Source organism: Undibacterium sp. 5I2 (assembly GCF_035019605.1).
Lineage (GTDB): Bacteria > Pseudomonadota > Gammaproteobacteria > Burkholderiales > Burkholderiaceae_D > Undibacterium.
Genome location: NZ_JASJVS010000086.1, coordinates 1 through 12,588, shown reverse-complemented (window position 1 = coordinate 12,588; position 12,588 = coordinate 1). Strand labels below are relative to the sequence as shown.

General features: G+C 54.6%; 10 protein-coding genes. 2 read left to right on the top strand and 8 right to left on the bottom strand.

What is annotated here, in order from left to right; translation table 11 throughout:
- Positions 1 to 28 precede the first annotated feature (28 nt).
- A complete protein-coding gene (locus QN359_RS18515; protein WP_323493606.1) occupies positions 29 to 4,495 on the top strand; it encodes an NEL-type E3 ubiquitin ligase domain-containing protein in 4,467 nt (1,488 codons plus the stop codon).
- 67 nt (positions 4,496 to 4,562) lie between these two features.
- Here QN359_RS18515 and QN359_RS18510 read toward each other — a convergent pair whose 3' ends face one another.
- From QN359_RS18510 to QN359_RS18475, 8 genes are all read right to left on the bottom strand, one after another.
- Positions 4,563 to 5,336 carry a peptidylprolyl isomerase gene (locus QN359_RS18510; protein WP_322248724.1) on the bottom strand — a complete coding sequence of 258 codons (774 nt, stop codon included), beginning with the start codon at positions 5,334 to 5,336 and terminating at the stop codon, positions 4,563 to 4,565.
- Positions 5,337 to 5,391: 55 nt separating this feature from the next.
- On the bottom strand, positions 5,392 to 5,664 hold the full coding sequence (locus QN359_RS18505; RefSeq protein ID WP_322248723.1) for a BolA family protein: 273 nt from the start codon (positions 5,662 to 5,664) through the stop codon (positions 5,392 to 5,394).
- On the bottom strand, positions 5,664 to 6,284 hold the full coding sequence (locus QN359_RS18500; protein ID WP_322248722.1) for a septation protein A: 621 nt from the start codon (positions 6,282 to 6,284) through the stop codon (positions 5,664 to 5,666). Before QN359_RS18500 ends, QN359_RS18505 begins: the two co-directional genes overlap by 1 nt.
- An 11-nt stretch (positions 6,285 to 6,295) precedes the next feature.
- Positions 6,296 to 6,691 carry a peptide-methionine (R)-S-oxide reductase MsrB gene (msrB, locus tag QN359_RS18495; protein ID WP_322248721.1) on the bottom strand — a complete coding sequence of 132 codons (396 nt, stop codon included), beginning with the start codon at positions 6,689 to 6,691 and terminating at the stop codon, positions 6,296 to 6,298.
- 29 nt (positions 6,692 to 6,720) lie between these two features.
- Complete coding sequence (locus QN359_RS18490) at positions 6,721 to 8,205, bottom strand: protein adenylyltransferase SelO (protein WP_322248720.1); 1,485 nt, start codon at positions 8,203 to 8,205, stop codon at positions 6,721 to 6,723.
- A 145-nt stretch (positions 8,206 to 8,350) separates the two neighbouring features.
- Positions 8,351 to 10,201 carry a chemotaxis protein CheA gene (locus QN359_RS18485; RefSeq protein WP_322248719.1) on the bottom strand — a complete coding sequence of 617 codons (1,851 nt, stop codon included), beginning with the start codon at positions 10,199 to 10,201 and terminating at the stop codon, positions 8,351 to 8,353.
- The gene (locus QN359_RS18480) at positions 10,201 to 10,956 is read right to left on the bottom strand and encodes a protein phosphatase CheZ (RefSeq protein WP_322248718.1); all 756 of its coding nucleotides are present in this window, start codon (positions 10,954 to 10,956) and stop codon (positions 10,201 to 10,203) included. Before QN359_RS18480 ends, QN359_RS18485 begins: the two co-directional genes overlap by 1 nt.
- 271 nt (positions 10,957 to 11,227) lie before the next feature.
- On the bottom strand, positions 11,228 to 11,710 hold the full coding sequence (locus QN359_RS18475) for a putative toxin-antitoxin system toxin component, PIN family (RefSeq protein WP_322248717.1): 483 nt from the start codon (positions 11,708 to 11,710) through the stop codon (positions 11,228 to 11,230).
- Between the two features lie 23 nt (positions 11,711 to 11,733).
- Here QN359_RS18475 and yaaA point away from each other — a divergent pair, with 23 nt between their 5' ends.
- Positions 11,734 to 12,507, top strand: coding sequence for a peroxide stress protein YaaA (gene yaaA / locus QN359_RS18470; protein WP_322248716.1), 774 nt, complete (start codon positions 11,734 to 11,736; stop codon positions 12,505 to 12,507).
- The last annotated feature ends 81 nt before the right edge of the window (positions 12,508 to 12,588 follow it).

Sequence of the window (12,588 nt, the reverse complement as noted above, 5' to 3'; positions counted from 1 at the left end):
CTATGGGTTTTTGCGGGTTGAGGGCTTGATGCCGATGATTGCCGATTACACGCATCTGAGCAAGCACCCGACCCTGATCAAAGCGCGGTCTGATGGTGGCGGTCGCCCCGAACGCCATTTCTACCAAATGGCTGAGCAGGGAATGCTTTACCAGCGTGTCAAAATTGAGAGTGCGGATCGATTCAAAGACCTTATGAGCACGGTCGGGGCTCACCCGCGCAGTTTGCTCGATAGTCCTCTGTTTCAATTTTGTGTCAGCGAATTACCGCAACGGTGTTTGGTCCAAAACCGCGCGAATCAGTTTTTGGTGCCGGCCGATCCGGCGCGCTTCTTCACTCTCGAGTATATGGGCGTGGTAGGTGAGCAAGCCCTGTGGCGACGCGCCGATCAGCAGCTCGAAGTCAGCGGTTATACCTGGCTCCAGCCTGGAGCGATGGCAGCATTGCTGCAGCAGGGCGCGCCGGTACAGCCTGCGGCGACGGTAAAGGGCTGGCAGATACCGGCAGCGGGCGTGCTGAGTCGCCTGGGTCTGAGTCAGGTGGAACTGTGTGCCGAGGGCTTGGTCGATACCCAGAGTGGCCGGCGCTTGGAACCGGTACTGCACGATGGCAGCGTTGGCGAAGTGAGTGTGTTGCATGAACCGGGCGTTGACGCGCAATGCCTGAGCTATGTGTGGGCCGGGCAGGTGATCTACAGTATCCTGCCGTTCGGTGTGCGGCCACTGCGTCAGGTGGGCCGCACCAGCAATGGCGAGCCGATTCTGGAAGATCCGGTACGCGGCGATCGCGCTTACCTCAGTCGCGCAGCGCTGATGGTCACGCTGATGCAGGGCTATGCGACGCCGCGCCTACATGGTCAAACTATGGTGTACCAGCCGCATAGCGGTGGCGGCGATTACCTGCAACTGGATGCGGACAGTTTTGCCAACGGGACGGTACAGATAATGTCTGGCTGGCAGCAGTTGGCAGTGCGGCGTTTCCGTGGCGAATTGCGTTTGCCTTTAGCGCCGCAATCGAATGGCCAACTGGAATTGACGGAATTAAGCTCGTACCAAGCACAACGACAGGGACAGAACTTAACGCTGACTCATTCAGAGGGGGCGCAAGTGGAGATCATTTGGCCGCCCGGTGCGCGTTTGACGCTCAATGGGATCGCCTGTAGCACGCCGCGCGAGTTGGTGGGCCAATTACGAAGGGTCAATCAACCCACGCCAGTGGCGCAATGGGCGCGTCGGCTGCCGTATGCGCAGCACTTGGGAAGCAGTCACAAGGGTGACTTGTTTCATAACCGCCTCAGCAGCCAACTATTGGTGCTCGATACGCTAGGTATGGTGAGGTGTATCGGTCAGGTGCCGGGTTTGCGGGTTGAGGGGGGGATGCTGCAGACCGCCTTGCTGAGCGCTGGTCAGACTTTGGATTATCCGGTGTTGGCCGGGGTTGCCGTGGCTTGGCTGCGTATGGGGGAAGGCAGCGCGTTGACGGTAGAAGCGAGTGCGGTCGAGGCGTTGCGCGAGCAGTCTGGTCGGCAACCGCTGATTGTCCTCGACCTGCGTACTATGACGGCCGGGCAGCAGCTTACATTGCAGCTAGCTAGGGCTCAGTGGGCTTTGGCCGATAACGAGCTCAGTCGCGCCACGACAGGAAACGAGGTGACGCTGTACACGCACGCCGCGACGACCACGCATACGCATGTGCTGCTTAATTTACTGCTGCCGACCGGCTTGCGCCTGCAATGGACGCGGCGCGACGATGATCCGGTATTGAGTCGACTGCAACTCACGCTGCGGGCTGAGCGCGTGTTCGAGCGTGTGCTTGAGCGGGTGCCACGTATGCTGCCGCCAGGCGACAATGCCGGCCGTAGCGAAGGCGGCCGGGCCGGTAATAATCCCGCTAGCGATGCCGGCGGTAGTGCGGGTAGCGGTTCAGGTAACGGTGCAGGTAGCAGTGCAGGAGGTGGTCGCACCGGTGCCGGTGCGACACCGGGTTCGGTACAGCAGGCATGCACGGCGGCAAGTGCGGCGACGCCAGCGTTGCCAGCCACGGTGCCGGCCGATGCCGCGCTGTTCAGAACCGCCGCGGCCGATAGTGTCGCCGTGTCGGCGGATTCGCTTGGCGTGAGGCGAGCGCCGGGCGGTGTGACTGAGCGGGAGGCGACTCAAGGGCGGGTGGCAATATGGGTCAGTGCGGCAACGCCGGACGAATTGGCGGCACGCCTCACGGCGCAGAGTCGTATCGAGCAATGGTATGCCGCGTTTCAAGCCAGCGACTACCAACCCTTGGATCTCAGCAATCTGGGATTAACCACGATGCCACGGCTGCCGCGCGAGCTGAGCGCGGTGGATCTCAGTCATAATCGGCTCAGTATGATGCCGCAAGCTAGCGTGCTACCTCCCTTGCTGATGCAACTTGATTTATCGTTTAACCAAATTGAGCGTCTGCCTACTGACTGGGGTAGCTTGGTGGAATTAGACGTCCGTCACAATCGTATCGATCGTATCGAAAGGGTGACGGCACCGCAATTACTTCGTTTGCAAGCATCGAATAACCGCTTGACCCGTTTTCCAGAGATGACGGCGCCCAAGTTGGTCGAAGCAAGGTTGAGGAGCAATGAAATCCGCAGATTGCCGGTCAACATGGGTGGGCCTTTGCAGAGTTGGCCCGAGTTGCTTGTGTTGGACTTAACCGCTAACCGCTTGAACAGCGTGCCAGCCGGTTTCGGGTTGGCGTTTCCGTCCTTGCAGCGCTTGGCATTGACGAGAAATCGGATCACTGCGCTGCCGGCCCAAGCATTTCAAGGGATGCCTCACTTGCGGTCGCTGCATTTAATTAATCTCGCGCGCGGCGGCCGGCCGGTCATGCTCGATGATGGCGTGTTTGACGGTTTAAACGAACTACGTGCCGTTGCGCTGAATAGGAACAGCTTGGAGGTGCTGCCGCGCTTACCGGCCTCGCTGTATAACCTCAGGGCTGAGCATAACCGACTGAGCCAGGTTGGCGACTTGCCGGCTGCGCTTATCAGTGCGGAACTCGGTTATAACCGGATAGCAAGCATCGATGCCCAGCGGCCTTGGCCTGCCGGCTTGCAAGAGCTGAGCTTGGACCATAACCTGCTGACGGAATTTCCGCGGAATTTGCCGGCGGATATGGATCATGTCATCGTCAGTCATAATCGTATCGCTGTCTTCGATGTGCGCGTCACACCGCTGCCGGTAGTGACGGATCCAGATGGAACGACCTTGATTGACTTGAATGACAATCCGCTCGTTGATATCGAACTCGATCTCGCGCACACCAGTGATGCGTATCTGGTGCGAATCAGCAATCACCAACTGCCTTGGCATACAGTCGAAGCCTTACAGGCGATGATCAGCCGGCCGGAGTTCGATGGACCAGAAATCGACTTGGGCGAGGCGCAGGCACAGCAGCCGGACGTAGTGATTGCGCGTTGGTATGAGTCGGGCGATGTGCATATTCACATGTGGAAAACCTTGGTCGAGCAGCGCCGGCAGGCCCAGGTCGATTGGATTGCGGCGCAGGCCGAACACGATCAGTCCATGCGCGTTTACCGCCAAGCGCAACGTCGTTGGTTGTCGCAAGCTGCGGCCGAACGGCGTGGCACACCGCCGCGCCAGCCGACCCCGCCGCGCCCCTCGGTCGAAGCCTTGGAGGCGCAGTACATCGAGAATGTCGCTAAAGTACTGGCACTGCTGAGTGAAAATTCCACCATCGTCAATCATCCCGAGGCGCGTAGCGTGGTGCGCAATTTGCTCAACATGATGATGGATGACCGGACGTTGTTGGAACGCTTGGGCAACGAGATGGCCGCTTACTTCGACACTTGTACCGACGGCGCTGCTGCCATGCTGGTGTCAGTGTTGGCGAGCTCAAAGCAGGTTGCTATTAAGCAAGGAACTCTGTATCCCGACGACTTTGCCGGATTCGAAGCGCAGATGCAGCGGTTCAGACGCATGGATTTGCTGCGCAAGATAGCCGATGAGCGGATCAAGGAAATCAAGCACGAAGAACCGAATTTCAGGGAAGATATTGAGATTGCGCTTAAATTTTTGGTCGACACGCGCCAGCGCTTAGGCTTGGAAAACGAAGTTCCCTTCACGGAAATGGTTTTTTCCCGTATGGTCAATCGGTATGTGAGCGCCGAGCATATTGAGCGCGCCATTGCACAGATTCAGATTGAGACGCCGGTCGCTTACAGTAGCTGGATGATGGCGCGCCCGGAGACCATTGCCTGGCTTAAAAAGTGGCGTGCTCCGGCCTATGAGCGTTTGAATACTCAGTTAGACGCGTATCGTACGGAGGATCGAAGCGGTTTTTCAGTGTTAGATGCGCGCGTCGATGTCGATCTGTTGGTTCGAGGCTATCGCCCTGAATACCTCTCGAACGCTGAGCGTGCAGACCTGTCCGGCTTAGTCTTTGAGGATTGGAAAATACACTACTACGATCAATTTCTTGCGCAAATGCGGGCAGTGAATCAGTGATTGTTAAAAAAACCGCCACGCTGAACCAGTCAGCGTGGCGGTTTTTTCTTGCCTACAGCAATCGGGCTTACTGAACCTTGGCTTTTTTTACCAATGCTTGCTGATAAGTTTGTACTTTCTGCTGTTGCAAACCTTCAATGATCCGTGGTTTGACTTCTTCCAAGCTTGGGAACTTGGCAGTGCGTATATCGTCAAGCTTGATGACGTGGTAGCCGAATTCGGTCTTGACCGGTGTTTCGGTGAATTGACCTTTTTGCAAAGCAACCATTGCTTGCGAGAATGGTGGTACGAAAGTGGCTGGGGATGCCCAGTCGAGATCGCCGCCTTTGCTGGCCGAACCGGTATCTTTCGATTGTTTCGCCAATTCTTCGAATTTGGCACCAGTTTTGAGCTTGGAAATGATGGCTTTGGCTTCTTCTTCTTTGTCTACCAAAATATGGTAAGCATGATATTCCTTGTCGCCGGCCTGTGCTTTGGCTTTGTCGTATTCAGCTTGTACTTCAGCATCGGTAACTGGATTTTTCTTGATGTATTCCATCATTAAACCGCGAATAAGCAAAGATTGACGGGCGATTTCCAACTGATTTTTGATTTCAGGGTTGGAGCCTATGCCCGATTTTTCCGCTTCTTGCATCATCACTTCACGGGTGATCAATTCTTGTTTGACCATGGCGCGTAATTGTGGTGAATCTTGTTGACCTTGTGTGGCCAACTGTTTAACCATCGCATCAACACGCGACGAAGGAATGGTTTTACCGTTCACAACAGCGAGATTTTGTGCCATGGCAGGCAAGGCAGTTGCGAAAAGTATAAGCAACAAATGAGCAGGTTTAAAAGTCATTGTCTGTTCCTAGATAACAAAATAAAAAAACGGATTATGGGTAGCGGTGAACTGCTTAGGTCGGCATCTCTGTCGGAGTCAGCGCAACAATTGCCAATGCGTGAACTTCGGTATGCATCATATCGCCAACGGCATCATACACCAGACGATGACGAGAAATGCGGTTTAAGCCTTCAAATTGATGACAAATTATTTTCAAATTGTAATGACTACCGCCGCTGGCCGCGCCGGCATGGCCGGCATGGGACGCTGAGTCATCAATGAGTTCGCAACGCAACGGTGCAAGTGCCAAATCCAAGCGTTGCCGGAGCTTTTCCAAGCGAGACATTATTTGCTTTCCTCCATGTATTTGGATAAAAAAACGCTTTGGGCAATGATGAATGCTGGCATGATTGCCAGCATGGAAATCAATTTGAAATTCGCCCAAGTTGCCGTGCTGAAATTGAAGGCGACAAACAAATTGAGTATACCCATGGCGACGAAATAGGCGATCCACGCCAAGCTCAGACGACCCCACAGCGGCTCAGGCAAAGTGAGCTGCGCTGCCATGGCGGTGCGGATGAGATTTTTTTTGAAAACGAATTGTGCCAACAAGAAAGCACCGGCGTAACACCAGTACAGCACGGTGGGCTTCCATTTGATGAAGGCTTCGCTATGGAAATAAATCGTCGCGCCGCCAAACACCATGATGATGATGAAAGAAATCCACAGCATCGCATCGACTTTTTTACGACTGACTAATAAGTAGCCGATCTGTACCATCGACGCCAACAGGGTGATGGCGGTGGCCAGCAGGATAGGGGCGATCGCCGCTTCACTCACGCCACCCGAAACCAAGCCTGATAAGTAATGATCGACATAGGCTTGGGCGGCAGCCGGTTGGCTTTCACCCCATTTGAAGGTGATGAAAAACAGCAGGACGGGAAAGATGTCGAAGAGAAATTTCATTAATAGGCAACTTAAGCAAGTGTGGTAAAAGTCAGTGAGGCGGAATTAATGCAGTAGCGCAAGCCTGTCGGCGGCGGTCCGTCAGGAAACACGTGGCCGAGATGGGCGTCGCAGATATTACACACTATTTCCGTGCGCGTCATGCCATGTGAGATGTCGCTGATTTCGCGCACATGGGCCGGGTTGAGCGCGCGGAAGTAGCTGGGCCAGCCGCAGCCGGAATCGAATTTGGTATCGGAGGCAAACAAGGGCGTATTGCAACAGACGCAAGTATAGATGCCGGCTTCATGGTGATCCCAGTATTGCCCGGTAAACGCGCGTTCGGTTGCTGCATGGCGTGTGACCTGGTAAGACAGGGCATCGAGTTCGGCACGCCATTGGGTATCGGATTTGATGATTTTGCTCATAGAGTCACTTTGCACAGAGGGAAGAAAAATCAGGACGAGCAACTGACGGCCAGCGTGCCAGCCCAGTCTGGTGGCGCTGCCGCGTACGCGGCATGCTCAGCTTGTTCATCGAACGGGTGGGCCAGAATCGCTGCCAATTTATTGACTTCAGAAAAATCTTTATTCTGCGCCTGTTCGATTGCTTGTTGTGCCAAATAGTTCCGTAGCACATATTTGGGGTTGCAGCGCTTCATGGCCGCTTGGCGTAAATCAGCCGGCACGCTCTCTTGTTGAAGGCGCTCACGATAACGGATCAGCCATGCTTGCAGGGCGGCGCGATCGACGAATAAATCGAGCAGGGCGTGATCGGCCGCGCTACTGTCGTTATCGAGATGGCTGAGTTGGCGAAAGCTGAGGGTGAAGTCGGCATGGTTTTGCTGCAATAATAAAAACCAGTCCGCGATCAAGGTCTGGTCATCGGGCTTGCTTTCACACCAGCCAAATTTGTCGCGCAGCAATGCATCGTAGTGTGACTTGTATGCCTCTGGATACAGTGCCAGCGCCGCTTCGGTGTCTTCGACCGTGCCTATCAAGGGGAGCAAGGCTTGCGCCAGTGCTTGCATATTCCAATGGCCTATGCGCGGCTGCATGTGGTAAGCGTAGCGTCCTTGTTGGTCGGTATGGTTGCAAATATGCCCTTCATCATAGCCATCCATGAAGCCGAAGGGGCCGTAATCGAGGGTCAGGCCGAGTATCGACATATTGTCGGTATTCATGACGCCGTGCATGAAACCGACCGCCTGCCAATGTGCCATCAATGCCGCAGTTTTGCGTGTGACGGCAATCAGCAGGGCTTGATAGGGCTTGGCTTGCTCGCGGCACTCGGGGTAGTGATGTTCGATGACGAAATCGGCCAAGATTTTCAATTCATCGAGGCGGCCTTGGTAATACCAATGCTCGAATGAACCGAAACGGATGAAGCTCGGGGCATATCTGGTCAGAACCGCACAGGTTTCTGCTTGTTCGCGCAGTATCAATTGGTCGGAGCCGGTGATGCACAGGGCGCGCGTGGTCGGAATGCCGAGTGCGTGCATCGCTTCTGAGCAGAGAAATTCACGTATCGTCGAGCGTAGTACGGCGCGGCCATCGCCGGAGCGTGAATACGGCGTCGGACCAGCCCCTTTGAGTTGGATTTCCTGCGCCACACCGGCCTTGTCGCTGCATTCACCGAGCAAGAGGGCACGGCCATCGCCGAGTTGTCCGGCCCAAACGCCGAATTGATGACCGGAGTAGACGGCCGCCAGCGGCGCGCCGTGCGCCGGAATGAGGTTGCCACTGAGTTTGGCCAGCCATGTTGCTTGCTGGAAGTCTTCACCATGCAGTTTTAATTGCTCTGCCGCGTCTGGGCTGAGGCCAACCAAGTAGGGGGCCGGCAGCGGGTGGGTCGCGAGTTGGCGGTAAAACGGTTGTGGTAAACCGGCAAAACGCGCAGTATGCAGCCAAGTGAGGGGGCTGACGAGGGAATCCGAATTCATGGTGCGGCAATCATAGAGGCAATGGACATATTTTGCCAGAGTCTGAGCAAGTGTGTTTTTTTTGTCTGAAATTAAACGGAAAAGGCTGCTTGCCAGTGGCAAACAGCCTTTTGTCGTCTGGTTGTGGTGTGTTGTTGGCTCGAAACTAGACGCTCATCATTTCACGTACCTTGCAGCCATCGATCAGGAAGGACAAACTGATGACGAGTACCAATTCGCCCTCGGCCGAACGAGCCGTGCCGGTGATGCCGGGCGTGCTGATGCAGGTCAGTGGTTTGATGACCAGATCGGCCGTGCCATCGACGGCGTCAACCGACAAAATGTAGGGATTCGGGGCTGCAATGACAATGCCGACGCGTTCTGTCGACGGCATGTAGCCGAGAATTTTTCCCAGTGATTTGACCGGCAAGGGCCGCCCGAGATCGCGCAATACCGGTTGACCACCGACACTTTCAAAGGTTTCCGGCAACTCCACCACACGTTGAACAGTTGCCATCGGCAGGGCCAGCGAGGCGCCATCGGTGCGTACCAACATGGTCGGGACGATCGATAATTCTATCGGCAGGCGAATCAGGAAGGTCGTGCCTTTGCCCAATTCTGAGGCGATCCGGATCGCGCCGCGATGGCGTTCTACCGCGGTTTTCACGACGTCCATGCCAACACCGCGGCCCGATACGCTCGAGGCGACTTCCTTGGTCGAAAAGCCAGGCAGGAACACTAACTGGAAGGCTTCGTCATCGGTGCGTGCATCATGGGCATTGATCAAGCCTTTGGAAATCGCTTTGTCACGCAGACGTTGGGCATCCATGCCTTTGCCATCGTCGGAGACTTCGATCATGACACTGCTGGCTTCTTGCCAAGCTTTGAGCGAAATCGTCGAGCGCGCCGACTTGTTGCTGCTGAGGCGGTCTTCCGAGGTTTCTATTCCATGGTCCAAGGCATTGCGCAACATATGCACGAGCGGATCGTACAGACTGTCGACGACGACGCGATCGACTTCGGTTTCGGCCCCGGAAATGTTGAGATCGACTTCTTTGCCGAGGTCACGCGCGAGTTCTCGTACCAAACGGGGGAATTTCTGGAACAGACGGCCGACCGGTTGCATGCGCGTCGCCAAAGTGGCGCGCTGTAATTCTGTCGAGTAGCGCGAGGCGCGAGTCAAGGTTTCCGTCAGTGCCGACATCAGCGGCGCAGCTTGGCCGTCGAATTTGAATTGCGATAATTTTTCCAGCAATACCGCGGCTTGATTAGCCGCTTGTACCGATTCACCCGCTACTTCCAGCAAGACATTGAGCTTGACCGCATCGATACGGATGCTCTCTTCTTTGGCCGGGGCATTTTGCTTGATTTCGGCGTTTGACAATGAAGTCTTGACGGCTTCGGTTTCTTCTTTGAACACCGCGTTGAGCGGGATTTCCGGTATCGGTGTACTTTCAACTGTAACAGTCGGTGCGCTGATGGGCGCAGCGACGGCTGGCGTGACGGCCTGGTAATAGGCTTGCCAGTCGATGCCATCGGCGCTGACTGGTGCCGGTGCTGGTGCCGGACTGGCCGGTGCTGCCGCGACGACCACTGGTGCCGCCTTAGCCTGCGCGGCTTTTTTGCTCACGCCCTTGCTTTCGATAGCATCGGTGAGCATTTTTTCCAGCGACTTTGGCATCGTCGACAGTTGTTCCGGCTGCGTGCCGTTGTTGAGCGCAGTCAGCTGGTCGGCGACAAAACCGCTCGCTTCCAAGGCTGCCTCAATCGCTTCGGGTGTCACGGCGACTTCACCGGTACGCAAAGCATCAAACAAGTTTTCTGTCAGATGGCAAGCCGACACCATCGCGCTCAGATTCATGAACCCGGCACCACCTTTGATCGTATGGAACGACCGGAAGACGGCATTGAGCGTATTTTTATCGCCCGGGTTACGCTCGAGAGAAAGCAGATGTTCCTCGACATTTGTCGCCAGGTCGAGTGCCTCGACGACAAATTCTTTGAGCATATCATCCATTAGAAACCCAGGCTGTCCAGAAGATTATCAACATCATCTTGTTCCAGTGCGGCATTGGGAACAGATGGGCCTTCCATCAATTCTACGGCTTTTTCTTTTAAATCCGACGGCGCATTGTCGAGCAGGATTTGCGCCAGCTCGCGTTCGACAGCTTTGTTGATGGCCACGACTTTTTTGATCAACTGACCGGTCAAATCTTGGAAATCCTGCGCCATCATGATGTCGAGCAAGCGTGCTTTTTCGGCGTCGGTTGCTTTGAGTACGATGTTGGCAAAAGTTTTCGAATCATTTGCCAGCGCCTTGAATTCTTCCACGCTCATTTTGCCGGCGAACAAGTCAGCCCAGCGGCCATCCATGCTCTTGGCTTTTTTGGCTAATTCATCTTGCTCCGGCATGCCCAGATCAGTGGCGTTGAGCACTTTATTCGCAGCTTGCTCGGTCAGGGTGGCGACGTATTCGAGGCGGTCTTTGGCGTCGGCTACTTGAATCGCCACATCCGATAGCGAACGATCGTAACCAAGCTGGCGCATGGAATCGTGCAACATGCGCACGACACTGCCGAGCCGATCAAACATCGGTTTGCCCGAATCTTCATCATCGTTGTGCGGGTTCAGCTTGGCCGGTGGTTCTACCCATGCTGCCGGTGCCTCGGCCACGACTGCTGCCGGTGCGACTGGAGGAGGGGCGACAACTGCGCTGTGTTGATTAGCCATTTCTTCAAACAATGCATCCAAGTCGTCTACTGAATCGGTCATAGTGCTTCACTCTCCATAATCGCTGTAACTTTTATGCAATTTTTCACACATCTTCTGGTTTGTCTCTCACTCTGAGTCAATATGTGCACCGATGACTCGCTGGTGCTTCATATTGAAATTCACAGCCTGGGGAAAACCGGATTTGCTGAAATTTTATCTTTGCAAGCCGTGTGTTTATGCTCATTCCATCATTGCCCGACCACGTGGTCGTGCCATCGTAGCAGCAACTAATTGCGCTTTGACAAAGCATAACCTAGGGAAATAAAGTTTGTCATGATTTTGTTTGATTTAATGCACATTCTGGATTTATTTGCTGCAGAGTGTGCAAAAAGTCTTCCGGTTTGAGAATTGAGAACAGTCCGGCTTTGCGTAGGCGTTTCGCCAGTTTGAGCAAGGCCTTGTCTTTGGTGATCAGAAATGCGGCCTCGCCATCACGGGCAATTTCCAAAAATTTCTGATCATCTTTGTCGCTGCAGCTCGGTAAGTGCAAGTCTGTGCGCGCTGCTGGTGCGATGCAAGTGATGTTGGCATCGTAATGCTGGCAGATTTTTTCATACGTGGCGGGACTGACCGGCAGGTGGGGGTAGTTCAATACGGCCAGCCATTCGGCGCGGCAATCGCTGCGGCAAACTGCTTCCAGGCTGCCGTTTTTCAATGCCTCGAGCAAATTCTGCCAGCGCGGATCGTGGAAAACGAACAAGTCGAGACAAACATTGGTGTCAATTACGATGCGCTTGGGTATGATGGCGGTCATTATCTCAGTCAGAGTCAAAATATATGCTTATTGTATTATCTCCAGCGAAAAGTCTGGACTATGAATCGGTGTTGAAAGAAAATATTTCCACTGTGCCAGAATTGCTCGACGATGCAGCCGAGCTGGCCGGCATCGCCAGTCAATTGACGGCAGCCGACTTGGCGCGCCTGATGACGATTTCACCGGCCTTGGCAGAACTGAATGCGGCGCGCTTTTCCGCTTGGAAAAAGAAACCGGCCGCCGCTGCCGTGCGGCCTGCCGTGTTTGCCTTTAATGGTGATGTCTATGAGGGGCTGCAAGCAGCGAGTTTGAATGCGGCCGAACTGGCGTATCTGCAGCAGCATTTACGCATTTTGTCCGGTCTTTACGGTATTTTGCGTCCGCTCGACCGCTTACAAGCCTATCGTTTGGAAATGGGGACGCGTTTGAGTAATCGGCATGGTAGTAATTTGTATGCATTCTGGGGCGACAAAGTCACGCAGATACTCAAGGATTTGGCTAGTCACGAGGCGACACCGGTCTTGCTCAATTTAGCCTCGGAAGAGTATTTTAAAGTGGTGAAGCCGAAATTATTTGCCGGTGAAATCATCACGCCAGTTTTTCAGGATTGGAAAAACGGTCACTACAAGATCATTTCCTTCTATGCCAAGCGTGCGCGTGGTTTGATGGCGCGCTATTGTGCCGAGCATGCCATCGATGACGTGCGCTTGATTCAAGCCTTTGACGTCGATGGCTATGCCTACAGTGCCGAAGAGTCGGATCAACAGAAATGGGTGTTCCGTCGCAAATTGGCCTGAAGAGCAACTAAATGGATCGTCGCAAGCGACGATGGAAAAGCCTCTGGAAGGGGTTTGCATCCCCTCCCATCGGGTCGCTCC